Below are 23028 nucleotides of genomic sequence, written 5' to 3'. Positions count from 1 at the left end.
ACACGCACGGCCCTCACCAGCGCTTTTCCACCCACCGACGCCCTCAGCCGCGTACGCCCCGCAGCCGCGCCGCCACCTGCGCGATCTCCCCGGGACCCACCCGGCAGCACCCGCCCACCAGCCGCGCCCCCGACGCCACCCACTCCTCCACCCGGCCCACGTCGAACGTCGCGCCGCCGACCCAGCGGCGCCCCTCGGCATCCCAGCGCTCGCCACTGTTCGGGTAGACCACTACGGGCTTGCCCGTAACCGACGCGGCCAGCGGTACCGCCCGGTCGGCATCGGCGGGGGTGCAGCAGTTCACACCGACCGCGATCACCCCGTCGCGCCCCGCCGCAAGGCCGAAGGCGGCAGCCAGGTCCTGGCCGGCCCGGGTGCGCCCGCCGTCGATGCTGTACGAGAGCCACACCGGCACGCCGCACCCTTCGACCGCCCGCAGCAGCGCCTCCGCCTCGTCGATGTCCGGCACCGTTTCCAGAGCCAGCACATCCGGCTCCGCCGCCACCAGCGCCTCGATGCGCGGCCGGTGAAACCGCTCCAACGCGCGAACGCTCAGCCCGTAACGCCCGCGGTACTCACTGCCGTCGGCGAGGAAGGCACCGTAGGGACCGATGGACGCGGCCACCCAGGGGGTGGGGTGGGGGGTGGTGGGGGTTTCGGGGGCGGGGGGGGGGGGGGGGGGGGGCCCGGCGGCCGGGCGCGCCCCCCCCCGCCCCCGCCCCCCCGCCCCCCCCCGCCGGGGGGGGGGGGGGGGGGGGGGGGGGGGGGGGGGGGGGGGGGGGGGGGGGGGGGGCCTCCCCCGCCCCCCTCCCCCGCCCCACCCCTCCCCCCGAACCCCACCCACCCCCTCCACCCAACTCCCCCGCCGCACGCGCCAGTTGCACGCTCGCCGTCAGCAACCGGACAGTCTCCGCCCGGCTCAGCCCGCGGCGCGCGAAGCCCTCGAAGGTGGCCTGGTAGCCGGCCGTGGTCAGCACCTGGGCGCCCGCCCGTACGTAGGCCGTGTGCGCGGCCTTGATCTGCTGCGGGTCGTCCGCCAGCAGGCGGGCCGACCACAGCTCGTCGCTCAAGTCACAGCCCTGTGCGGCCAGTTGATTGGACAGGCCACCGTCGAGGACGACCGGTCCCTGGGCGAGGGCTGCTGCGAGTGTCCGGGCGGGGCGCACGGTCAGGCCCTGGCCAGCTGCGGCAGCACCTGCGAGGAGATCAGTTCGAGCTGATCCAGGTCGTCGAGGTCGAGCAGTTGGAGGTAGATGCGGGACGAGCCGGTCGCCTCGTACTTGCCGATCTTCTCCACGACCTCGGCGGGCGAGCCCGCGAGTCCGTTGGCCTTGAGTTCCTGCACCTCCCGTCCGATGACGGCGGCCCGGCGGGCCACCTCCGCGTCGTTCTTGCCCACACAGACGACCAGTGCGTTGGAGTACACGAGGTCGTCCGCCTTGCGTCCGGCGGCCTCTGCGGCTGCCCGCACCCTGGTGAACTGCCGTTCGCTGTCCTCGATGGAGGCGAACGGGATGTTGAATTCGTCGGCGTACTGGGCCGCGAGGCGCGGCGTGCGGGTCGCGCCGTGTCCGCCGATCAGGACGGGCACCTTCGCCTGGGCGGGCTTGGGCAGCGCGGGCGAGTCGCTGAGCTGGTAGTAGGTGCCGTTGTAGTCGAAGGTCTGGCCCACTTCGGTGGACCACAGGCCGGTGACGATGGCCAGCTGCTCCTCCAGTCTGGCGAATTTCTCCTTCGGGAAGGGGATGCCGTACGCCTTGTGCTCGTCCTCGAACCACCCTGCTCCCAGGCCGAGTTCGACGCGCCCGCCCGACATCTGGTCGACCTGGGCCACCTGGATGGCGAGCACGCCCGGCAGCCGGAAGGTACCGGCGGTCATGAGGGTGCCGAGCCGGATCCGCTTGGTCTCCCGGGCGAGGCCGGCCAGGGTGATCCAGGCGTCGGTGGGGCCGGGCAGTCCGTTGGTGGATCCCATGGAGAGGTAGTGGTCGGAGCGGAAGAAGGCGTCGAAGCCGAGGTCCTCGGTGGCCTTGGCGACGGCCAGCAGGGTGTCATAGGCGGCGCCCTGCTGGGGCTCGGTGAAGATGCGAAGATCCATGCCTCCATCCTGCACTGCCGGACCGCCGTCAACCCCGTCCGCGCCACCTGCCACAGGAGTGCCCGGTCAGGTGAATATCCGGTGTTGTGCCCTGTCGCGCCCCCTCTGACCAGTGACGTTGGCGTCCACCGTTCGTTGGCCCAGGCGGAGCCGGACCGCCCGGCCCGCGTGTCGGCGGCCTTGGCCGGTGCGTCGACCGATTCTCCGCCCCGCCCGCCCCGCGGGAGGGCTTGGGCCGAGGAGGCCGCCATGTCCCAGGAAGCCGTACCCGAACAGACGGTGCCGCAGCAGTCGGCGCCGCAGTCCGCATCCGGGCGGGAGGGTGCGCCGAAGGGGCTGTTGCAGCAGATGGAAGAGCTGATGGCGGCGCTGAGCGCCGATCTGACCCAGCTCGACGCGGATCTGCAGTCCACGGCCGACCGTGCCTCGTGCGGCGACGACCCCGCCGGATCGCAGTCGCCGTCGCAGCCGCAGCCGCCGTTGCAGCAGTAGCCGCAGCCGCCTTCCGCGCCGGATTCGGTACGCGGCGCCGAGCAGGACGGGCGGCGCGAGAGCCGCCAGTAGAGCAGGCCGCCGGCCGCGGCCGCGCTCCCTCGCCCCCCCTTACGGCGCTCCGGCCGCCGAGTCGCGCAGGGCTTCGGCGGATCTGTCCCCCTTCCGTAAGGTCAGCCGGCGCAGCATCCCCCGGACGCGGTCGCTCGATTCGTCGGCGGCGTCGATGGCCTCTATGCACTGCCAGTACAGGCCCTCCTCGTCCGTGGCGCAGGCGACGGTGACGAGGGCCATCGAGACGTCGCCGAGCAGGACGCTCAGGGACGACAACGCCCCTGCCGGGTCCGGCACTTCGGAGAGCTGGGTGGCGCGGATGCCGTCGCGCCGCAGCCCGGGGTGTTCCAGGACGGCGCAGCCGCGGCTGCCGGCTTCGCTCAGACCCCGGGCCTCGCCCCTGAGTTCGGGCGGGCCGGTGGCCGCGAGGTGGCCGCCGATGGCCTGGGCGAGGGCTTGGGCCTGCCAGGCCTCGGCGACGATGTCGAGCACGGCCCGGCTCTGGGCCAGGGCGTGTTGAGCGGTTTTCAGGAGCCGTACCGCGTCCATGTGATTTCCCCGTTCGTGTGGTGGACCCGCGTGAGGTGTCCACTACCTAGCGTGAGCGTCCGGCGCTCGGAAATCCAGAGGAAATCGGAAATCTGTGCACAGCAAAGCGATTGTGAGTATCTCGGTCACTCGAATGAGTGACTCTCCGTGGTCGTCGGGGGGTTGTTCGGGGTCGTGGGTGGCTGCGGGGCGGGGAAACGGAGTTCGTTGCGGTCGATCTTGGCGGCGAGGGCGGTGAGCGGGTCGATGCCGAGGGCCGCGCAGAGCTGGAGGAGATAGGCGAGGACGTCGGCGACCTCGTCGGTGACGCGGTGGGCGTCCGCCGGGTCGGACATGATCCGTTCCGACTGCTCGGGGGTCAACCACTGGAAGATCTCCAGGAGTTCGGAGGCCTCCACGCTCAGGGCGGCGGCGAGGTTCTTCGGGGTGTGGAACGGCTGCCAGTCGCGGGCAGTGGCGAAGGCGACGAGTCTGCGCTGCAGGGCCGGTACGTCGAGTTGATGCTGGTTCACGGCCCCAGGTCTACCACCGTGGCGCCGTCGGTCTTCTGGGCGAGGGTCGCGTCGCCCATGGCGGCGAGCAGCCGGATGTGGCCGCGGGCGCACATCTCGGCGGCCAGGTCGGTGAGTTCGCGGGTCTGGCGGGGGTCGAGCGCGCGGTCGAGTCCGTCGGCGAGCACCGCCAGGGTCTGCATGGCGGGCGGCACTTCGGCGACGGTGTCGACGGCGAGGACGCCGGGCCCGGTGAGCAGGACGAGGGCGAGGGCGAGATAGCGCAGTTCGCCCTCGCCGAGTCGGCCGACGGGGGTGCCGTGCCGGGCGGCGCCGCGGGCCAGGACCGCTCGTAACGTACCGTCGGCCAGTTCTTCGGTGGTGAGGCCCGTGACGGGTCCCGCGCAGCCGGCTCGGGCGGCGTTGACGAGCCGGCCGTGCCGGATGGCGCACTCGGTGCGGGTGCGCAGCAGGATTTCGGCGAGGTTGTCGCAGCCGCGCCGGAGCCTGCCGTCGCCACCGCCCTGCCGGGGGACGACGGGTTCGCGCATGCGCTGGGGCTGGGGGTCGCAGGCGAACACCGAGCGCAGCGCGACGACGACCTGCTCGGCCGCGGCCAGGACGCGCAGCTGGCCTTCGGTCTTACCGGCGACGCGCAGCGGCAGCAGTGAGGTGCCCAGCCGGTCGTCGGGCAGCGGGGCGCGCGTGACGGGGACCGCGCCCGCGGTGTGCCAGGCTGCTTGGACGGTGGAGCGGCCCGGGTCGCGCAGTGCGGTGCTGAGGAGGGTCTGGCCTTCACTGGTCAAACGTTCGCCGACGATGCGGAGTTCCGGTTCCGCCTGGACGGCGAGGTCGAGCCGGACGGGGCCCGCGGGGCCGTCGACGGTGCAGCCGATCCTGAATCCGCGCCGGCCCTGGGCGTCGGCGCCGGCGCGTTCGGGGACACAGCCCGCGGGGTCGCGGAAGACGGAGCCGAGTGAGGCGCCGGAGCCGAGTCTGGCGAGGGCTTCGAATGCTTCGAGGACGCTCGTCTTGCCGCTGCCGCTGGGCCCGGTGACCAGGGTGAGGGGACCGAGCGCGATGGTCGCGCCGCGGTGGCGGCGGAAGGACGACAGCCGCAGTTCGGTGACGGTGGGTCGATCGGGGCGGCGGGTTTGGTCACTGGTGGTGGTCGCGGTGCTCATGACCGGGACCGTACGCAGCCCGAAAAGCGACGAACCGTTCCGCCGCGTGGACCTTCCTACGAATGAGGGACGGCACAGCGCTGCGGAAACGGTCCTGGATGGTGGAGTTGGTTGAGCCGGGGGGACGGGCGGCGCCCCCGGCGCAGGCCGTGCGGGCGGGTGCCCACGGGTGAGCGGTGGAGCGGGCCGGTCCCGGCAGTGGCCGGGGGCGGCCGGTGTTCAGGGTTGCGGGACGGCCGCCGCCGCGATGCCCTCCACCTCGGTGCCCGCCGGGGCGAGCAGGAAGACGTTGCGGTCGACTCGGTGCATGCCGCTGCCGAGGCCGAAGACGACACCGGTGCTGAAGTCGAGGATGCGCTTGGCGACCTCGGGGTCGGCGCCGGTCAGGTCGAGGAGGACGGGGATCTGCGCGATGAGGTACTCGGCCACCTCGCGGGCGTCCGCGAAGATCTGCACCCGCAGGACGACGAAGCGCCGCTGTTCGACGCTCGCGTAGTCACCGGGGATGGTGGTGTGATCGGCTCTGGACGGCCATTCGTTGCGACCGCGCAGCGGCACGACCTGGGCGAGCCCCTCCCACTGTTCGTCGGTGACGTCGTACCTGCTCACCGGACCACCTCGCCCACGTGCTGTATCTGCATCCGGCCATGATGACGCCGTTCACCCGTTCAGCCCAACTTCGACACGGCTTGCGGGGTGTCGGCTGCGACTCATTCGCGAAGGGGGCCAGGCGCCCCCCTGCCGTCACGCGCAGGACGGGCACAGACCGCGGTAGGTGACCTCGGCGCCGGACACCGTGAAGCCGAACCGTTCAGCGGCGGGCAGGTCGGCCAGCGGATCGCCGGTGGGGTGGACGTCGCGGATGGTGCCGCACCCGGAGCAGACCAGGTGCTGGTGGGGGCGGTGGGCGTTGGGGTCGTAGCGCTTGGCGCGGCCGTCGGTGGAGACCTCGACGACCTCGCCGAGCGAGACGAGCTCGCCCAGGGTGTTGTAGACGGTCGCGCGGGAGATCTCGGGGAGCCGCAGGGCGGCCCGCCCGTGGACCTCGTCGGCGGTCAGATGCACGTGGTCGCCGTTCAGGACCTCCGCCACCACGCGCCGCTGGGAGGTCATCCGCCAGCCGCGCCCGCGCAGTCTTGCGAGCAGATCACTCATACCGGTTCACCTGTCCACGGTTCAGGGGTCCATGCGCCGCGCGCGGCGTGGCGGTGCGCGCGGCGTCCTCCGCGCCTTTCGGGAAGCCCGGCGGGCTCCTCGCGTAGGTCTGGAAAGAGACCCGAAGAGATATGGGTTTGGTGTTCTTCTTGACTTGGATTTCGTCCATCGTAGGATCGAAGACGTCGATGGCCCAGGGACAGAGGGGACAGGAACCGTCCCCTCCCCCTCCCGTTACAGCACTCAGCCCACCCAGGAGACAGAGACGTCATGGGGGATCGCCGCCGCGAAGGTGCGGGGTGCCTGCCGGCACCCGCGGGCGGTGTGCCGTGCCTTCGCTGACGTGCGCGCGTACGGCGCCCGCGGTTTCCCCGGTGTCCGCGTACGCCGTATACGCGGCCGACGCCTACGCCGCCTGCACCGCCTACGCCGCGTTGATCGTGGCGCGGGGCGGCCCCGCCCCGACCACCGCCGTCTCCGGTTTCGTGACCGTGACGAAGCCGGGGGTGTCCGCCGGAGCCCGCGCTCCGGCCGTTTGTTCACCACCCGCAGTTCCCGAGCGACGTGATCAACCGAGTCAAGAAGGATTGCCATGTCCGAGAATCCCGACGCAATCGTCACCGACGCCAAGATGGAGGGCACGGGCGGCTGCCCGGTCGCGCACGAGCGCGCCCCGCACCCGACGCAGGGCGGCGGAAACCGCCAGTGGTGGCCGGAGCGGCTGAACCTGAAGATCCTCGCGAAGAACCCGGCCGTGGCGAATCCGCTCGGTGAGGACTTCGACTACGCCGAGGCGTTCAACTCCCTCGACCTTCCGGCGGTCAAGCGGGACATCGCGGAACTGCTCACGTCCTCGCAGGACTGGTGGCCCGCCGACTTCGGCAACTACGGCCCCCTCATGATCCGTATGGCGTGGCACAGCGCGGGCACCTACCGCATCAGCGACGGCCGCGGCGGTGCCGGCGCCGGACAGCAGCGGTTCGCGCCGCTCAACAGCTGGCCGGACAACGTGAGCCTGGACAAGGCCCGCCGGCTGCTGTGGCCGGTCAAGAAGAAGTACGGCAAGAACATCTCGTGGGCCGACCTCCTGGTCCTGACCGGCAACGTGGCCCTGGAGACGATGGGCTTCAAGACGTTCGGCTTCGGCGGCGGTCGCGCCGACGTGTGGGAGCCCGACGAGGACGTGTACTGGGGCCCCGAGACCAACTGGCTCGACGACAAGCGCTACACCGGTGACCGCGAGCTGGAGAACCCGCTCGGCGCGGTCCAGATGGGCCTCATCTACGTCAACCCCGAGGGCCCCAACGGCGTTCCGGACCCGATCGCGGCCGCGCGCGACATCCGGGAGACGTTCCGCCGGATGGCGATGAACGACGAGGAGACCGTCGCACTGATCGCCGGCGGTCACACCTTCGGCAAGACCCATGGCGCGGGCCCCTCCGAGGCCGTCGGCGACGACCCCGAGGCCGCCTCCATGGAGCAGCAGGGCCTCGGCTGGCGCAACACCCACGGCACCGGCGTCGGCCCGGACGCGATCACCAGCGGTCTCGAGGGCATCTGGACGAACACGCCGACCGCGTGGGACAACAGCTTCTTCGAGATCCTGTTCGGCTACGAGTGGGAGCTGTTCAAGAGCCCGGCGGGCGCCCACCAGTGGCGGCCGAAGGACGGCGCGGGCTCGGACACCGTGCCGGACGCCTTCGACGCGGCCAAGAAGCACGCCCCGACGATGCTGACCACCGACCTGTCGCTCCGCGTCGACCCGGCGTACGAGCAGATCTCGCGGCGCTTCCTGGAGAACCCGGAGGCGTTCGCGGACGCCTTCGCCCGTGCCTGGTACAAGCTGACGCACCGTGACATGGGCCCGGTCGTGCGCTACCTCGGCCCGGAGGTCCCCTCCGAGGAGCTGCTGTGGCAGGACCCGCTGCCGGCCCGGACGTACGACCTCATCGACGCCCAGGACATCGCCTCCCTCAAGGAGAAGGTGCTCGCGTCGGGTCTCACGGTGTCGCAGCTGGTGTCGACGGCGTGGGCGTCGGCGTCCTCGTTCCGCGGCAGTGACAAGCGCGGCGGCGCCAACGGCGGGCGCATCCGTCTGCAGCCGCAGAGCGGCTGGGAGGTCAACGAGCCCGACGAGCTCGCCGCGGTCCTGCGCACGCTCGAAGGCGTCCGCGAGGAGTTCAACTCGGCGCAGTCCGGCGGCAAGCAGGTCTCGCTCGCGGACCTGATCGTGCTGGCCGGCACGGCGGGCGTGGAGAAGGCCGCCAAGGACGGCGGCGTCACCGTCGAGGCGCCGTTCACGCCGGGCCGGGTGGACGCCTCCCAGGAGCAGACGGACGTCGAGTCCTTCGCGGCCATGGAGCCGACGGCCGACGGGTTCCGCAACTACCTGGGCAAGGGCAACCGGCTGCCGGCCGAGTACCTGCTGCTCGACAAGGCCAACCTGCTGACTCTGAGCGCCCCGGAGCTGACGGTCCTCGTCGGCGGTCTGCGCGTCCTGGGCGCCAACCACCAGCAGTCCTCGCACGGCGTGTTCACCGACCGTCCCGGCACCCTGACCAACGACTTCTTCGTCAACCTGCTCGACCTGGGCACGACGTGGAAGGCGACGTCCGCGGACCAGAGCACCTTCGAGGGCCGCACCGGCGCCTCGGCGGACGTCAAGTGGACCGGCACCCGCGCCGACCTCGTCTTCGGCTCCAACTCCGAGCTCCGCGCGGTCGCCGAGGTGTACGCGAGCGACGACGCCAAGGAGAAGTTCGTCCACGACTTCGTGGCGGCATGGACCAAGGTCATGAACCTGGACCGCTTCGACGTGGCCTGATGGTCACGGGTCCGGGCCGCAGCAACCTGGCTCGACGGCCACGGCCCGGACCGCAGTGACTTGGCCCGATCCGCACAACTGCCGTGTGCCCGCCCGCCCTTGAGGTACGTCTCGGGGGCGGGCGGCGCCGTGTGCGCCCGGGGCGCGGGCACCGGCAGGTTTGCGCCAAACAGCACCGGGAGGGCCTGCTCCGGCGGTCGGCCGGGCGGGCGGCTCATTACGCTGGCGCCGGTCATGTGGTGCGGCAGGGCCCTTGCGGCGGCCGCCCCCGGCGACAGTGGAAGGTGGCCGAGAGTGGAAGGCGGCAGGGAGCCAGTGCGGACAACCGGCGCGTACGAGGAGCTGCAGCGCAGGTGTGTCGCGATCCTGCGCGAGGTCGGCGTGGAGCGGTCGCTGCCCTTCGACGCGGTGTGCGCGCGGGTGGAGGAGCTCCGGGGCCGGCGCCTGGTGCTGCGGGAGCTGCCGGAGGAGGCCGCGCTGAGCGGGGTCTGCGGACTGTGGCTCGGCACCGACGCGGCCGACTACATCTTCTACGAGGCGAGGACCGCGCCGCTGCACCGCGAGCACATCGTCCTGCATGAAATCGGCCATGTGCTGTGCGACCACCGCCGGGACATGGCGGCCGGGGCCGGCGAGGTGCCCGCGGCTCCTGACGACGACCTCCCGCCGCAGTTCGTCAAGCGCCTGATGGGGCGCAGCAGTTACACCACGCGCGAGGAGCAGGAGGCCGAGATGATCGCCAGCCTGATCCAGAGCGCCGGGAAGTCCAGCCGTCTGGCGGGCCCGATGGGGCGGCTGGGCGCGTTCCTCGGGCTGACCGTCGCCGGGCGTGTGTGAGCCGGGCGATGGCGGGTCAACTGGCCGACGAGGTCGGCCTGTTCAGTGTCCTGGTGCTGTGGGCGGCCCTGGTGTGGCGGGCGGTCGCGGCGCTGCGCCGGCCCGCCCAGCGCGGGCTGTGGCTGACCGTGCTCGCCGCGACCGTCGCCATCACCCTGTTCCAGCCGAGGGTGGTCGAGTGGCTCGTGGCGGCCGGGGCCGGCGTCCACGCGGTGTCGCTGACCCGCAATGTGCTTGGGGTGCTCAGCGCCGGTCTTGTGCTGCTGTTCGTCGTCGACTCCACCCGTTCGTGCCGGATCCGGACCGTGGTGGTCGCGGGCCTGGCGGCGGCGATGGGCGCGCTGCTGGTGCTGGACCGGTTCGGCGGGGGCCGGGCGGGGCCCGGGGCCGCGCTCCAGGGCCCGGCCGATCCGTCGACCCTGTACTGGCTGATCCTCGTCGGCGCGCACCTGGCGGGTGACGCGGTCGCGGTCGTCGTCTGCCGGGGGTTCGGCCGGCGTGCCGACGACCGTGATCTCGTGTGGTCGCTGCGGCTGTTCGCGGCGGGCAGCGTCCTGGCCCTCGTCTTCTGGACGGGCTACCTGGCCAACATGTGCTTCCACACGCCCGCCGCGCTCCCCTATCTGTCGCTGGTGATCAGCGTGCACGGGCTCTTCCGCGCGGCGTCGCTGCTGGTACCCACCGCCACGGCCTGCGCGCGGGCGGTGTCGGACCTGCGCACGACCTGGCGGCTGTGGCCGCTGTGGCGCGATCTGGTGGTCGCGGTGCCCCAGGTGACGTTGACGAAGCCGCAGCGCACCCGGGTCCAGGACGTGCTGCGCCCGCGCTCCCCGCTGTCCCTCCAGGCGCACCGCCAGACCATCGAGACGTACGACGCGATGCTGGAGCTCCAGCAGTACGTCGGCCCGGACGCCTACGAGCAGGCGCTCCTGAGGGCCCGGCACGCGGGCCTGCACGGGGACCGGCTGACGGCGGTGGCCCTGGCGGGCGCCCTGGCCGCGGCCCGCCGCGCCAAACTCGCGGGCGCACCCCCGTCCCCGCCGCGCCCCCTGCCCGGGGTCGACCGGGGCAGCACGGTGACCCTGCTGGCGATCGCGCGGATCTGGCCGTATGTGTCGGGGGGTGGGGGGTCGTCGGGGGTGGAGGGTTGAGGGGACGGGCGTGCCCTCGGCGGTGTCGCACGGGGTGATCGGCGAGCCCGGCGCGGGGGCGCTGACGCGGGGCGGCTCGGGCCGGGTTGGAGCCCGGGGCCGGCTTTGTCGCGCGGGGTTGATGTGCGAGCCCGTGTACGCGAGGGCCCGCACTCGAAGACGTGCCCGCCGGATCGGAGCGCGGAGCCACCCCCGTCCGGCAGGGTGGCCCGCGGCCCGCACACGGGGGCCGCACTCGAAGACGTCCCCTCCCGGGCAGAGCACGGGTCGGCCGGCCCCGTCCGCCAGGCCGCCCGGGCAGAGCACAGGTCGGTCGGCCCCGTCCCCCAGGATGACCCGCGACCCGCACACGGGGGGCCCGCACACGAAAACGTCCCCACTCGGTGCCGCACCCGCCGACTCAGAGCGCGGAGTCGGCCCCGTCGCGCGGGGTGATCCGGAAGTCGAAGGCGAGGGTGCCCGGGTCGAGGGCGGTGGCGCCGCCGTCGATGGTGAGCACGGCGCCGTTGACGTAGGAGGAGGCCGGGGAGAGCAACCAGGCGATGGCCTCGGCGACTTCGCGCGCCTCGGCGGGCCGGCCCATGGGCAGCAGCCGGGTGGCCTCGGCGTAGGCGGCCTCGGCGCCGCCGTCCCCGAGCCCCGCCTCCTCGGCGAACCGGTTCATGCGCCGGTCGGCCATTTCGCTGCGCACCCAGCTGGGGCACACGATGTTGGAGCGGACGCCGAGGTGCGCGTAGTCGACCGCGACGGACCGGCCCAGCTGCATCAGGGCGGACTTGGAGACGGCGTACGGGGCGTTGCCGCGGCCGTTGCGCAGCGCGGAGACCGAGGCGACGGAGACGACCGCGCCGCGGGACTCGACGAGGTGCGGCAGGGCGGCGCGCAGGAGCAGCAGCGGGCCGGTGACGTTGGTGCGCATCACCTCGTCCCAGTCGTCGAGGGACATGTCGCCGACGGTTCCGCCGCGCCCGATACCGGCGTTGAGCACGACGCCGTCGAGGCGGCCGTAGGTGTCGAGGGCGGCACGCACGATGCCCTCGGCGGCCTCGGGGGTGCCGACGTCGCCGGGATGCGCGAGCGCCCCGGTCTCCCGCTCGAGCCGCCGCAACGGCTCGACGCGCCGCCCGCCGGCGACGACGGAGTGTCCCCCCTCGCCCAACAACCGAGCCGCGGCCTCCCCGATGCCGGACCCGGCACCGGTGACGATGACGACGCGCTTGTCGTGGGGGACGGCAACTGGCGTGGTGGTCATGGGAGGTTCGCTCTCTGATCGGGTGCGATGTGCGCGACGAATACGTTTCGCATCGTAGATCGGAGGGCGGAGGGCCGGATGATCTCGGCTGGGGAGGGTGGCTTGTTCTGGGGGATGGTCAGCGGGTCCGTGGGGTGAGGGGGCAGGCCACGGTGCACGGACCGCGTGCGTCATAAGGACTCGGCGCCCCGAAGTGGACGCGCCCCCGACCGCGGAGCGCGGCGGTCACTCAGGCCCTCGACCAGTCCGGCGCCGCCCTGCTGTGCGCGGCCGGGCTTCGAACGCGCAGCGTCCAGCCCAGCTCGCTCGGCAGCCTCCGGCCGGCAACGGCAGGTCGTGCCCCCGCTGGCGTAGGCTGGCCGCGCAGCTGGTTCGCCCCGTCCGCCAGGCGGGAGGCGTCGTAAGAGGGAACCCGGTGGAAATCCGGGACTGCCCCGCAGCGGTGAGCGGGAACGACCGCCGTCATACGCACTGGGTCCGTGCCGGGCCCGGGAAGCGACGGCCAGTAGGAGGCCTCCACGAGGAGGGCGTGCCCGCGAGTCCGAAGACCTGCCCGTTGCCCGTACGCGGACGATTCCGCGCGCGGACATCCCGGTGACCTCGTGGGCGGGTCGGCGTACATACCAGGCGGAAGACCGTGCCGTGAGGCGCACGTTCGTACCGTCCGGTCCGTCACCCCTTCGCGCTCTCGTCCCGTCGCCGGGATCTCAGGGATTCATCTCGCGAAGGAGATCTCCGTGACCACGAAGTCCGCAGCCGCGGCAGCACGGGCCACCGTGTACGGCTACCCCCGGCAGGGACAGGGCCGGGAACTCAAGAAGGCGATCGAGGGCTACTGGAAGGGCCGCGTCACCGCCGACACGCTGCGGGCCGGCGCCGTCCGACTGCGCCGCACCCACTGGCAGCAGCTCGCCGACGCCGGTGTGCACGAGGTGCCCACCGGTGACTTCTCGCTCTACGACCATGTCCTCGACACCACCGTCATGGTCGGCGCGATTCCGGAACGGCACCGGGCCGCCGTCGCCGCGGACCCGCTCGCCGGGTACTTCGCCATGGCGCGGGGCACACAGGACACCGCTCCGCTGGAGATGACGAAGTGGTTCGACACCAACTACCACTACCTCGTTCCGGAACTCGGCCCGGACACCGTCTTCACGGCCGACTCCACCCAGCAGGTCGCCGAGCTGCGTGAGGCCCTCGCGTTCGGCCTCGCGCCCCGGCCGGTGCTGGTCGGACCGGTGACCTATCTGCTGCTCGCCAAGCCCGCCCCGGGGGTGTCCGCCGGCTTCGGTCCGCTGACCCTGCTCGACCGGCTCCTTCCCGTGTACGCCGAGGTCCTCGCCGACCTGCGCGCCGCCGGCGCCCAGTGGGTCCAGCTCGACGAGCCCGCCCTGGCCCAGGACCGTACGCCGGCCGAACTCAACGCCGTCGCACGCGCCTACCGCGATCTCGGCGCACTCACCGGACGGCCGAGGATCCTCGTCGCTTCCTACTTCGACCGGCTCGGTGACGCCCTGCCCGTCCTCGCCAAGGCGCCGGTCGAGGGCCTCGCCGTCGACTTCACCGGACCGGCCGCCGCCAACCTCGACGCGCTCGCCTCGGTCGGCGGGCTCCCCGGCAAGCGTCTGGTCGCCGGCGTCGTCGACGGCCGCAACATCTGGGTCAACAACCTGGAGAAGTCCCTCGCCACCCTCGGCACTCTCCTCGGCCTCGCAGACCGGGTCGACGTCAGCGCCTCGTGCTCGCTCCTGCACGTCCCGCTCGACGCCGCCGCCGAGAAGGGGATCGATCCGCAGATCCTGCGCTGGCTCGCCTTCGCCCGGCAGAAGACCGCCGAGATCACCACGTTGGCGAGGGGCCTGTCGCAGGGGACCGGCGCGATCGCCGGGGAACTCGCGGCCAACCGCGCCGTTCTCGCCTCCCGTGCCGCCTCCCCCCTCACCCACGTCCTGGCCGTGCGGGCCCGCACCGAGGCCGTCACCGGGGCCGGCTCCCGCCGCTCGCGGCCCTACGCCGAGCGTGCCGCCGCGCAGCGGGCCCGCCTCGGTCTGCCCCTGCTCCCGACGACCACGATCGGCTCCTTCCCGCAGACCACGGAGGTGCGCACCGCCCGCGCCGACCTGCGGGCGGGCCGGATCGACTCGGCGGACTACGAGCAGCGCATCGAGGCCGAGATCCGTGAGGTGATCTCCTGCCAGGAGAAGATCGGGATCGACGTCCTGGTCCATGGGGAGCCCGAACGCAACGACATGGTGCAGTACTTCGCGGAGCGGCTCGACGGCTACCTCGCCACGGAGCACGGGTGGGTCCAGTCGTACGGCAGCCGCTACGTCCGGCCGCCGATCCTGGCCGGCGACATCTCCCGCCCCGCCCCGATGACGGTGCGCTGGACCTCGTACGCGCAGTCCCTCACGCACCGGCCGGTCAAGGGCATGCTCACCGGGCCCGTCACCATGCTCGCCTGGTCCTTCGTCCGCGACGACCAGTCCCTCGCCGACACCGCCCGGCAGGTCGCCCTCGCACTGCGCGACGAGGTGGACGACCTGGAGGCCGCGGGCACGTCGGTCATCCAGGTCGACGAGCCCGCCCTTCGCGAGACGCTGCCGCTGCGGGCCGCCGACCGCGCCGCGTACCTGGCCTGGGCGACCGAGGCGTTCCGCCTCACGACCGGCGGCGTACGGCCGGACACCCAGATCCACACCCATATGTGCTACGCCGAGTTCGGCGACATCGTCCAGGCCATCGACGACCTCGACGCCGACGTCATCAGCCTGGAGGCGGCCCGCTCCCACATGCAGGTCGCCCGCGAACTCGCCGCCCACGGCTACCCGCGCGGGGCGGGTCCGGGCGTCTGGGACATCCACTCCCCTCGCATCCCCTCCACGGAGGAGGCAACGGCCCTGCTCCGTAAGGGACTTGAGGCGATCCCCGCCGACCGGCTCTGGGTCAACCCCGACTGCGGCCTGAAGACCCGCGGCTGGCCGGAGACCCGCGCCTCCCTGGAGAACCTCGTGGCCGCCGCCCGTACCGTCCGCGGCGAGTCGTCCCCGTCCTGACACCTCAGGCCGATCTGCCGTCCGCGGCACAGGTTGCCGCGGCCGGCAGATCGGGCCTTGCGACGAGTTCACTGCTCCGCCTGCCGGGGCTTCGGCGGTTCGTTGTTGACGGAGACTGTCCCCGGTCCGGGGGAGCCCCGCCGCCGGTGTCTCGGCCGACGATCCGCGGCATGGCTCTGTTCACGAGAACGGCCAGCACCTGCTGAGAGTCCACGTCGACAAGGGATGCAGGCCCGAGAAGCGTCAACAGCCGGGCGGGGGCGCCGTGCTGGGCTATCGATGCACCTGCCATCCGCGGTCCGCCTCGGCGCGAGCCACTTCGGCGTCATACCGATCCGCGTCGAAGTGGAGCTCCGGCGGAGGGTGCGGCATGGAAGTGTGAGCCGCCCACGGAGCCTCCCAGTCCGACCACTGCACGATCTCTCCGAACCGCTGCACGACCACGGTCAGGAAGCCGCAGCAGCCACCGGTGCAATCGGGTTCCCCAAGCTCGATGCGGCGCGCCTCGGCGGTCGCCCGGAGAGGGCTGGGACCGCCGACCGGCAGCGCATCAGTCGCGTACGGTCCGCGGCCGCCTTCGCCGACCGCTTCCTCGACCACGTCCTCGCCGTTGACCCAGAACCGCACCTGGGCAGGGAACCGGGGGCCCGGCGGCAGAACCTTGATCTCCAAACGGTCGAACATCAGACCACCCTACGGGCCACGCCGGCGTCACCGCGCGGCCCAGCTGGCGCCCACTTCCGCCCGAACGCAGACGTCTCTACGAGAACGCCGGATCAGCGACCTTGACGAGACGAACCTAGTCGCGGCCGCCGTTCAAGTACTCGCCGATCCGGTGCAAGCTCCGCCAGGCGGAGGGATCGGTGCTGTCGCCCAACGTGATGTGCAGGGCCGGGCGGGCAGCTGGGCCGAGTGGCACGGGGGCCAGGTCGGCCAGGGCGCGGCGCGTGCGGTCGAGGCCGAGGTCCGCCGTGGCACGGGGACCGAGGGTGAACGAGATGGGGGCGGACGGCGGTTCGTAGTGTGCCGGCGCCGTCAGGTCGGCTCGGGCTGGGCGCAGCTCGGTGACCATCGTGGCGAGTTCGTGCCGTTCGGCGAGGGCTTCCGCCAGTTTCGGCAGCACGTCCAGGGGAGGGCGCCGGCCGGCGGTGTGGCCGAGGGCCAGGGTGATGTGTTCCTCGATGCCGGCGCGGGTGTGGGCGATGCGGATGGTGGCGATGGCCGGTCTCTCGGGAGCGCCGACCACGACGAGCCAGGTGGGGGTCGAGCTTCGTGCCCTGTCGCGGGCCAGAGCCGTCAACTGGCCGCGTGACCAGGGCAGGTTGACGGGCTCCGCGGTGGACCATCCGGCGGGCATGGCGCCGGTGAGCAGCTGCCAGGCGCATTCCAGGGCTCCCCCGAGGACGAGTTGGTCGGTGGCGGGGTGGATGGTGCGCAGCGACAGCACCAGCTGCTGTCCGTCGGCTGCTCGGGGGCGCTTGAACGGCGGGGTGATGCGCGGTCGCCCGTCGGGGCCGGCGGCCGGAATGAAGTGGCCTTCGTTCCAACGCAGTTCGGATCCGGTGAGGCCGTCGTAGTAGCCGTGTTCGGGGTCCTGGATGACCCAACGGCCGGGTGCGCGGTCCAGGAGGGTGCGCAGGGGGAAGGTGAGCCGGGTGCTCGGCGGGGTGATGAGGTGGAGTTCGCGGCCGGTGCCGGTGGTGAAGCGGATGACGTCGGTCAGCCAGGCGGTGGCGGCCGCGACGGGGCGGTCATGGATGACGACGGCGGCTTTGCCGGTGAGTATGTCGATGCCCGTGGGGCCGGGCGCCGCCTGACCCGCGGGGTCGGTGTCGGGAACGGGGACGACGTCGGTGTGCGCGGCATCGCGCGGCCAGGCGGTGCCGCCGAGGACCGCCGTCAGCCGGCCCGCCACCGACCCGGCCAGCCGCCGGGCCTGCGCGACCGCGCTCGCGCCCCGCACCTCGGTCCACCACACCGGAACGGTGACCTCCCTGCCAACCGCCTGGCCGAGCAACCTGCTGGCCTCGCCCGGGACTTGGAGGAAGCGTGGCGCTTCGACGGAGACGAGGGGCTGACCGTCGCCCCGGCACAGCTCCGCGGCCGCGCCGCCCGCTGCCCGGTTCACCCTCAGGTCCGGGCCTCCCGCATGCAGCGCGGCGAGCAGGGTCTTGGCGTCCGGCATGGTCGGGGTGAGGGCGATGGCGTCGTGGGTCATGGACTGCTTTCTGAAGTGTGGGGCAGGCGGTCAGACGCCCCGATCAGAGTCGATCGGTCAAGTCCAGGCCCATACCGTCTTCCTCCGCTTCGGAAATGAAGATGCCGAAGTCGACGGCATGTCCAAAGTAGGTGGGCTCCCCTGTCTCAGGGGAAACACCGAGGACGGCCGTGATGTCACGCAACGCCTCTGCGAGGCGCGGTGCGTTCCGGTGATGCACCTCGGGGTGGGGGCGTCCGGAGAAGTCGAGCGGGCTCCAAATGTCGTGGTGCACTTCGAGGTTCACGGCCGGGCCGAAGGGGTCCGGCGTAACCGAGAACTCGATGAGCCCTGACTCTCGGCGGCCCTTCCCTGATGCGTCGAACCAGGTTCCTGCCCCACCGACGTGAAGGGTGGCGACTTCCGCCTCGGGGAAAGCGGCAGGCCGGCTCCCCAGCACCTTCCCAGGAAGGTCCGGATCATCCAGCGGCAGGGTAGTGAAGAGTGTGCTTCGCACGCCAACAGGACCCGAGTTGAGCACGTACCAGCCGTACTCCAACTTCACAGCGTCCATGAGGTCGAACCTCTTCAGAACACCGGCAACCTTCGCCGCAACAGTCAGGGCGGACTGCAGACCGGGCGGAATCGACTCTCCAAGATCCCAGTACCAAGAGCCGCATTCCTTTGGCGCACGCATCAGAGTGGACACAACTGGAGTTCCTTACGGGAAAATGAGGCCGTCGGGCGGAACAGTTATGGCTCCGTCTTCGAACCGCAGTAAGACGGTCTTGCCAGGGTGCCGCATCACCGCATGTTCGACCGCCGAGAACACCCGAGGTGTGAGTGCCGACATGGGCTGGTGCACGTCAAGGGCTGCCACGCCGTGGCGCAACCCATCGTACTCCAGCTGTTCAAGCGCCTCCGGAACCACCTTCTGGATGCGCTTGATGGAATCGACATCCTTGAGCTGGTAGGCGAAATCAGGAGCCCCGTCGGGTTTTCTTGTGTAGACATCGAGATCCCAGGGCGTATCTTTGTCTCCGAACTCGAAACCGAGGTGGGTGAACCCGCGTTCCTGCAGCTCGGTCGCCTGAGTAAGCGCCATGTATGCGGCCGGGATCATGCTCCCCTTGGGATCGCTTCTACTGGGCCCTTTCTTGCACATATTCAGGATCTCGTCGTAATTGTCGAGGTGACGGAGGTGTCCTCTGCCGATGAGTTCGGCCACTCCGGCACCATAAGGGTCTTTGCGAAGACCCTGGAGCGCCTTTTCCTGATCGGCTGGAGCCATCTTCGCGCGACCGAGTTCGGCCAGGACTCCGGCCTCCTGCTGTGGCGTCATCGGCCCGGTGTGCGCCTGCGCCATGACGTCGGCAACAGTCCGGTACCGCGACGGGTCCACATCTGAGGTGATGCCTGGCGCATCATCTGCCCTTGGCAGTGTGGGCGGCGGGGAGCCATGGTCGGGCACACCATGATGCGCGGCACCGGTTTCATCGCCGGGTGACGTATCGGTCGTGCCGTGTCCCGAGCCGCCGTGGTGGGCCGCGGCCCCAGCGTGTGGATCCCCTGAATGGGCGTGCGGGACATCGCTGTCGCTCGCGCTACCAGTCGGCACACCCTCGCCTCGCCCGTGCGGAGCCGATTCGCTCCCGCCAGTGGCCTCGTCGCCGGCCCGTGGCGGTAAACCCTTCCCTGCATGGGCGTTCGCCCCGTGAGCGTGATCTGCCGCGCCCACCCCCGCAAGTTCACGTTCACCGTGTCCGGCCCCCGCCGCGAGGTCCGAACCCGAGGGCTCGTGCTTGGCCGGCGACAGGTTGGGCGTGCCGTCCGCGTTGATCGGGACGAGACGGCCGTCCTTGTCGACGCGGTAGCGGTGGTCCAGGTCGAGGATCCCGTCGGGGAACTTCGACCTCGGTATCTGGAAGTGGTCGGTCACGTTGGCCAGGACCTGGGAAACCTTGGGCAGGTCCGACAGGGCCTTGACCGCCTTGAGACTGCCGGAGAGCGGATCGAGTGCATCGCCTATCTTCGCCACGGTGCCGGCCGCCTTCGCGACGGCACCGCCCTTGCCCAGTCTCGCAACGCCCGCGGCAGGGCCGGAAGCCAGCGTGATCAGGTTGAAGAAGACCACCGCATGCGCGCGGGCGGGATCCTTCTTCCACATGTCGTAGTCGACGAACTGCTTGCCGAACTCCTTCGCGTACGCCTTGCTGTCGCGCTGCCAGCTCGACAGGTGCTCGCCCTCACCGAGCTGTTCCATGCCGTACGCGTAGGCGCCCACGACCGTACGGCGCAGCCCGTCCCACGCCTGGTCGCGAGCGGGCTGGCCGTGGTAGCCGAGCAGGGTGCCGATGCCGTCGATGCCGCCCCAGATGCTGTCCTTGGCCAGACCGTCCCACGCCCAGCTCTTCGCGCCGTGGCCCCACCAGTCCAGGCTCCAGCGCTCGTACGTCCGCTCGTCCGGGCTGCCCCACGGCAGGCTCTCCAAGTCCTTGAGCACGGCGGCGCTCTCGCCGTACATGCCCTTCGCGTGCGTGCCGTCGTCCACGATCCACGTCGGCCGGCACTCCGCCGGGGCGATCGCCTCGATCTTGTTCGCCGCACGGCGCTCCGCGTCCTGGAACGCGACGCGCGCCTCGTTCACGCCGTCCCACAGGGCCTTGTCGCGGTCGACCTTGTCCTGGTCCTTGGTCCAGCCGTCGTCCCCCTGGACCCCGGCGACGAATGCGATCGCGTCCAGCTTCAACTGCTTGAGCCGGTCCGCATGCGGTTTGGCCTCGGCGGCGAAGATGTCCAGCGCGTCGGCGAGGGACTCGATGTGCGTGGCGAAAGTGTCGGCAGTGTCCATCACCGGACGCGTCGAGGAGAACAGCTGCTCGGCCTCCGGGGCCTTGTAATAGCCGGCCGTCGCCTGGAAACGCGAGTGGACGTCCTGCCCGTTGTTCCGGATGCCCGTCGCGTACGTCCGCAGTTGCGAAACCGCGGTCGCCAACTCACCGAAGTCACCGGTGTACTGCGGGATCCCACCCGGCTCGATCATCCCGACTGCTTCCCGTCCCTGCCGCCGGACTCCTTGCCCACAGCGGCCAGTTCCTCCGGAGTGGGCGCCTTGGCCGCCTCACGCTGCGACTGCGCCGCCATCTCCACATCGCCCGCGATGTATTCGGTCGTGGCTTTGACCGTGCCGTCCATCGTCTTCCTCGTGCGGGCCGCCATGAACGTGATGCTTGCCTTGGTGTCGGAGGCGAAGTCCGCCACCGCGACACCCACCGGCCCCACCGGCACCTCACCGCAGTACGGACCACTGATCGTGCCCACAAAGCGCGCCGCATCCGCCACGCTGTCGCCGTACCCCTTGATGTCCTTGCTCAAGTCATCGGCCGCAAGCCCGACCAGCGACAGCACCGACGCCACCCCGCTGGGCGTGATGTCCCACCCCGTCATCTGCGCAACCCCCCGCGATCCTGTAGCCCGTAGCCAGTAGGCACGGTCACGCACACCACTGACACGTCCCCGGTCCATGACTATCAAGATCGCCGTTGCACATGCAATGCAGATCAGGCCATGCATCGGCGGTTTCCCACCCTCTCCACGACGGCGCCTGAGAGTCTCGTTGCTGAGCAGGCAAAGACGTCCAAGGGTGCCCTCTTCGCTGATTCGACCTGACGGCGCGGCGGATCGCGGCCACCGCACAGGTCCGAAGTCCACCAAGCCACCAAGCCACCAGGACGTGACCGTCGACCGAGGCCCGCCCGCGTTGCGGACTCGACGGCCATCAAGCGTGCGCCACGTGTGCCGCTCATGCGTCACGATGTCGCTCGCCACGTACACAACTGGGTGGAGATGCTCCGAGCAGATTGGCAGCATGCACCGTGTAGTCCTCATCGACATCCGCAACGCGGATCGGGCGGCGACAGACAGCATCAAGGGCGTTGTTGAGAGCCACGGTTGGGGGAAAATGTCATCTGGTACCCGTGAGAATTGGCGACCGAAAGTGCTGCCGGGCGATGTCGAGGCGTCGCGCCAGTTGCAGGAATGGCTCGCCGAAGAAGAGGGCTACAGGCTCTTCGGCATCGAGCACGACTTCCGAGGCGCGGACCTGTCCGGCGGCGACTTCACCAGCTCGTGGTTCACCCAGGCCAACCTCACTGATGTGCGGCTGGTGGAAGCGGTCCTCTACCGCGCCGACCTCCAGTCGGCCGACCTCACCGGCGCGGACCTCACCGGCGCCGACCTGGTGAGGGCGAACCTCGACGAGGCCGTACTCCGTTCCGCGCGCCTCGACGGAGCCGACATGGTCAAGGCCTCACTGCACGGGGTCGACGCGTCCGTGGCGAGCTTCAGGGGAACGCGGATCATGGGCGCCTCGCTCTTTAGCGTCGACCTGCGCGGCGCCGACCTCACCGACGCCACCCTGATGCAGAACAGCTTCCGAGTCACGATGGATGACGCCACCGTGGTGCGCGGCCTGTCCGGCACCGTGTTCGGGCCCATCACCGTACGCAACGGAGGAAGCGTCCAGGAGTTGGCCGGCGTCGAACTCCAAGCGTGGATCAGTGAGCGGGGCGGCGCGATCGAAGTGATCGCTCCGGGGGACCCCGTCCACTGCTCCTGACGGTCCTCGTAAGAACTGCTCTGCCGCGTGATAGCCGCCGAGCTCCGGGGGGCGGTCTCGGCCCGCATCATCGCTGGAGCTGGACCTGATGGTGGCCTCCGGTCATGTCGCGGTCGTCGGCGGTCCCGGTCCGGCAAGACGCTGCTGCGCGCGCAGGGCCGGCTGCGCGCACCAGTGGCGGCCGAAGGACGGGGCGGGCTCGGGCACCCGTGCCGGACGCCTTCGGCCGCGCCTGGTACAAGCCCACGCACCACGACATGGGCCCGGTCGTGCGCTACCTCGGCCCGGAGGTACCGCCTGCTGACCCTGAGCGCCCCGGAGCTGACCCGTCCTCGTGCTTCGTGGCGGCGTGGACCAAGGTGATGGACCTGGACCGCTTCGACGTGGCCTGCTCTCACTTCCCCCGGTCCGGTCGCGGAGCGCCGGCCCGGGCCGCCCGGGCCCGCGGATGTGCCGTCCCCTAGCCCGGGCAGGCGGCGCGCAGGATCGCGGAGACCTCGCCGAGGGTGGCGCCCGCCGCCAGGGCCGCCTTCATCGGGGGCAGTACGTCCCCGCCGGTCAAGGACGTCCGGCGCAGTGGGCCCAGGGCCGCTTCCACCCGCTCCTGGCAGCGCCAGGCGCGGAGTTTGGCCAGGCGCTCGGCCTGGCGGGCGACCAGCTCCGGCGCGGGCAGCCGCACCGGCAGGGGCGCCGGCTCCGGGGTGAGTTCCAGCGGGATGCCCTCGGCCCGGCTCAAGGAGAACACCGCGCGCACCAGCCGCCGCTCGTACGGACGGGTCGCGTCCGCGCCGCGCAGCACCACGGCGCAGCGGGGCGCGGACGCTCCCCGCTCCTCCGCCGCCACCTGGTGCAGCAGCACCAGCGGGACGGCAGGGGGATCGACGCACAGGGTGAGGACCGTCGTGCCCCGCGCGCATCCCGCCAGCAGCACGCGCATGTCGTCGATCGAGTCGACGGCGACTCCGCCGAGGCCCACCATGCCGTGGGCGAGCGGGTCGTCGCTGTCGTACCCGGCCCGGGTCGGCCAGTCGAACTCGACCGGCGGGCTCCCGGCGTCCCGCACGGCCAAG

The 23028-nt window shown here is 71.5% G+C and carries 20 protein-coding genes, 1 pseudogene and 1 riboswitch; of the genes and pseudogenes, 6 read left to right on the top strand and 15 right to left on the bottom strand.

The window, feature by feature from the left end; translation table 11 throughout:
* Positions 1–43: 43 nt before the first annotated feature.
* Positions 44–1166: pseudogene (gene mmuM / locus ACGF3I_RS11280) on the bottom strand (homocysteine S-methyltransferase).
* 2 nt (positions 1167–1168) lie between these two features.
* Complete coding sequence (locus ACGF3I_RS11275; protein ID WP_393130500.1) at positions 1169–2098, bottom strand: LLM class F420-dependent oxidoreductase; 930 nt, start codon at positions 2096–2098, stop codon at positions 1169–1171.
* 249 nt (positions 2099–2347) lie between these two features.
* Here ACGF3I_RS11275 and ACGF3I_RS11270 point away from each other — a divergent pair, with 249 nt between their 5' ends.
* The gene (locus ACGF3I_RS11270; RefSeq protein ID WP_393130498.1) at positions 2348–2590 is read left to right on the top strand and encodes a hypothetical protein; all 243 of its coding nucleotides are present in this window, start codon (positions 2348–2350) and stop codon (positions 2588–2590) included.
* Positions 2591–2701: 111 nt separating this feature from the next.
* Here the strand turns inward: ACGF3I_RS11270 and ACGF3I_RS11265 are convergent, their stop codons facing one another.
* The 6 genes from ACGF3I_RS11265 to ACGF3I_RS11240 all read right to left on the bottom strand — a co-directional run bounded on the left by ACGF3I_RS11265 (position 2702) and on the right by ACGF3I_RS11240 (position 6192).
* Positions 2702–3193 carry a DUF6099 family protein gene (locus tag ACGF3I_RS11265; RefSeq protein WP_393130496.1) on the bottom strand — a complete coding sequence of 164 codons (492 nt, stop codon included), beginning with the start codon at positions 3191–3193 and terminating at the stop codon, positions 2702–2704.
* Positions 3194–3318: 125 nt separating this feature from the next.
* The gene (locus ACGF3I_RS11260; protein ID WP_393130494.1) at positions 3319–3705 is read right to left on the bottom strand and encodes a nucleotide pyrophosphohydrolase; all 387 of its coding nucleotides are present in this window, start codon (positions 3703–3705) and stop codon (positions 3319–3321) included.
* Positions 3702–4868 (bottom strand): AAA family ATPase, encoded by a 1167-nt coding sequence (locus ACGF3I_RS11255; RefSeq protein WP_393130492.1) that lies wholly within the window; start codon positions 4866–4868, stop codon positions 3702–3704. The genes ACGF3I_RS11260 and ACGF3I_RS11255 overlap by 4 nt, the downstream gene beginning before the upstream one ends.
* A 219-nt stretch (positions 4869–5087) precedes the next feature.
* Positions 5088–5477 (bottom strand): cell division protein SepF, encoded by a 390-nt coding sequence (locus tag ACGF3I_RS11250; RefSeq protein ID WP_393130490.1) that lies wholly within the window; start codon positions 5475–5477, stop codon positions 5088–5090.
* Between the two features lie 135 nt (positions 5478–5612).
* A complete protein-coding gene (locus ACGF3I_RS11245; RefSeq protein WP_393130488.1) occupies positions 5613–6023 on the bottom strand; it encodes a Fur family transcriptional regulator in 411 nt (136 codons plus the stop codon).
* Positions 6016–6192 (bottom strand): hypothetical protein, encoded by a 177-nt coding sequence (locus tag ACGF3I_RS11240; protein ID WP_393130486.1) that lies wholly within the window; start codon positions 6190–6192, stop codon positions 6016–6018. Before ACGF3I_RS11240 ends, ACGF3I_RS11245 begins: the two co-directional genes overlap by 8 nt.
* A 423-nt stretch (positions 6193–6615) precedes the next feature.
* Between ACGF3I_RS11240 and katG the strand changes: the two genes are divergently transcribed.
* The 3 genes from katG (at position 6616) to ACGF3I_RS11225 (ending at position 10835) form a co-directional block, all read left to right on the top strand.
* The gene (katG, locus tag ACGF3I_RS11235) at positions 6616–8847 is read left to right on the top strand and encodes a catalase/peroxidase HPI (protein WP_393130484.1); all 2232 of its coding nucleotides are present in this window, start codon (positions 6616–6618) and stop codon (positions 8845–8847) included.
* A 315-nt stretch (positions 8848–9162) separates the two neighbouring features.
* Complete coding sequence (locus tag ACGF3I_RS11230; protein WP_393130482.1) at positions 9163–9684, top strand: regulator component; 522 nt, start codon at positions 9163–9165, stop codon at positions 9682–9684.
* An 8-nt stretch (positions 9685–9692) separates the two neighbouring features.
* Positions 9693–10835, top strand: a complete 1143-nt coding sequence (locus ACGF3I_RS11225; protein ID WP_393130480.1) for an MAB_1171c family putative transporter — start codon at positions 9693–9695, stop codon at positions 10833–10835.
* 400 nt (positions 10836–11235) lie between these two features.
* On the opposite strand, the gene ACGF3I_RS11220 is transcribed toward ACGF3I_RS11225, so the two are convergent.
* Positions 11236–12087: an SDR family NAD(P)-dependent oxidoreductase gene (locus tag ACGF3I_RS11220; protein ID WP_393130478.1), complete on the bottom strand. Its 852-nt coding sequence runs from the start codon at positions 12085–12087 to the stop codon at positions 11236–11238.
* Between the two features lie 401 nt (positions 12088–12488).
* A riboswitch (cobalamin riboswitch) is annotated at positions 12489–12638 on the top strand.
* A 186-nt stretch (positions 12639–12824) separates the two neighbouring features.
* On the opposite strand from ACGF3I_RS11220, the gene metE reads away from it, so the two are divergent.
* Complete coding sequence (gene metE / locus ACGF3I_RS11215; protein WP_393130476.1) at positions 12825–15143, top strand: 5-methyltetrahydropteroyltriglutamate--homocysteine S-methyltransferase; 2319 nt, start codon at positions 12825–12827, stop codon at positions 15141–15143.
* Between the two features lie 273 nt (positions 15144–15416).
* Here metE and ACGF3I_RS11210 read toward each other — a convergent pair whose 3' ends face one another.
* From ACGF3I_RS11210 to ACGF3I_RS11190, 5 genes are all read right to left on the bottom strand, one after another.
* Positions 15417–15827, bottom strand: a complete 411-nt coding sequence (locus ACGF3I_RS11210) for a hypothetical protein (RefSeq protein WP_393130474.1) — start codon at positions 15825–15827, stop codon at positions 15417–15419.
* 115 nt (positions 15828–15942) lie between these two features.
* Entirely contained in the window at positions 15943–17361 is a 1419-nt protein-coding gene (locus ACGF3I_RS11205; RefSeq protein ID WP_393130472.1) for a DUF6177 family protein, read from the bottom strand.
* Between the two features lie 43 nt (positions 17362–17404).
* Positions 17405–18049, bottom strand: a complete 645-nt coding sequence (locus ACGF3I_RS11200) for a hypothetical protein (RefSeq protein ID WP_393130470.1) — start codon at positions 18047–18049, stop codon at positions 17405–17407.
* Positions 18050–18061: 12 nt separating this feature from the next.
* Positions 18062–20383, bottom strand: a complete 2322-nt coding sequence (locus ACGF3I_RS11195; RefSeq protein ID WP_393130469.1) for a hypothetical protein — start codon at positions 20381–20383, stop codon at positions 18062–18064.
* Positions 20380–20787, bottom strand: coding sequence for a DUF6507 family protein (locus ACGF3I_RS11190; protein WP_393130467.1), 408 nt, complete (start codon positions 20785–20787; stop codon positions 20380–20382). Before ACGF3I_RS11190 ends, ACGF3I_RS11195 begins: the two co-directional genes overlap by 4 nt.
* Positions 20788–21301: 514 nt before the next feature.
* Here ACGF3I_RS11190 and ACGF3I_RS11185 point away from each other — a divergent pair.
* Positions 21302–21958, top strand: coding sequence for a pentapeptide repeat-containing protein (locus tag ACGF3I_RS11185; RefSeq protein ID WP_393130465.1), 657 nt, complete (start codon positions 21302–21304; stop codon positions 21956–21958).
* Positions 21959–22418: 460 nt separating this feature from the next.
* Here the strand turns inward: ACGF3I_RS11185 and ACGF3I_RS11180 are convergent, their stop codons facing one another.
* A complete protein-coding gene (locus tag ACGF3I_RS11180) occupies positions 22419–23021 on the bottom strand; it encodes a methylmalonyl-CoA mutase family protein (protein ID WP_393130622.1) in 603 nt (200 codons plus the stop codon).
* Between the last annotated feature and the right edge of the window lie 7 nt (positions 23022–23028).

Source organism: Streptomyces sp. NPDC048111 (assembly GCF_043202815.1).
Classification (GTDB): Bacteria; Actinomycetota; Actinomycetes; order Streptomycetales; family Streptomycetaceae; genus Streptomyces.
The sequence above is the reverse complement of the archived record's forward strand: the minus strand, read 5'-3'. Positions and strand labels throughout refer to the sequence as shown.

Bases quoted from the DNA above. Each gene is read 5' to 3' on its own strand.
- ACGF3I_RS11275 (WP_393130500.1), bottom strand. From the start codon at position 2,098: ATGGATCTTCGCATCTTCACCGAGCCCCAGCAGGGCGCCGCCTATGAC.
- ACGF3I_RS11270 (WP_393130498.1), top strand. From the start codon at position 2,348: ATGTCCCAGGAAGCCGTACCCGAACAGACGGTGCCGCAGCAGTCGGCG.
- ACGF3I_RS11265 (WP_393130496.1), bottom strand. From the start codon at position 3,193: ATGGACGCGGTACGGCTCCTGAAAACCGCTCAACACGCCCTGGCCCAG.
- ACGF3I_RS11255 (WP_393130492.1), bottom strand. From the start codon at position 4,868: ATGAGCACCGCGACCACCACCAGTGACCAAACCCGCCGCCCCGATCGA.
- ACGF3I_RS11245 (WP_393130488.1), bottom strand. From the start codon at position 6,023: ATGAGTGATCTGCTCGCAAGACTGCGCGGGCGCGGCTGGCGGATGACC.
- ACGF3I_RS11240 (WP_393130486.1), bottom strand. From the start codon at position 6,192: ATGGACGAAATCCAAGTCAAGAAGAACACCAAACCCATATCTCTTCGG.
- katG (WP_393130484.1), top strand. From the start codon at position 6,616: ATGTCCGAGAATCCCGACGCAATCGTCACCGACGCCAAGATGGAGGGC.
- ACGF3I_RS11225 (WP_393130480.1), top strand. From the start codon at position 9,693: ATGGCGGGTCAACTGGCCGACGAGGTCGGCCTGTTCAGTGTCCTGGTG.
- ACGF3I_RS11220 (WP_393130478.1), bottom strand. From the start codon at position 12,087: ATGACCACCACGCCAGTTGCCGTCCCCCACGACAAGCGCGTCGTCATC.
- ACGF3I_RS11210 (WP_393130474.1), bottom strand. From the start codon at position 15,827: ATGTTCGACCGTTTGGAGATCAAGGTTCTGCCGCCGGGCCCCCGGTTC.
- ACGF3I_RS11205 (WP_393130472.1), bottom strand. From the start codon at position 17,361: ATGACCCACGACGCCATCGCCCTCACCCCGACCATGCCGGACGCCAAG.
- ACGF3I_RS11195 (WP_393130469.1), bottom strand. From the start codon at position 20,383: ATGATCGAGCCGGGTGGGATCCCGCAGTACACCGGTGACTTCGGTGAG.
- ACGF3I_RS11190 (WP_393130467.1), bottom strand. From the start codon at position 20,787: ATGACGGGGTGGGACATCACGCCCAGCGGGGTGGCGTCGGTGCTGTCG.
- ACGF3I_RS11185 (WP_393130465.1), top strand. From the start codon at position 21,302: ATGTCATCTGGTACCCGTGAGAATTGGCGACCGAAAGTGCTGCCGGGC.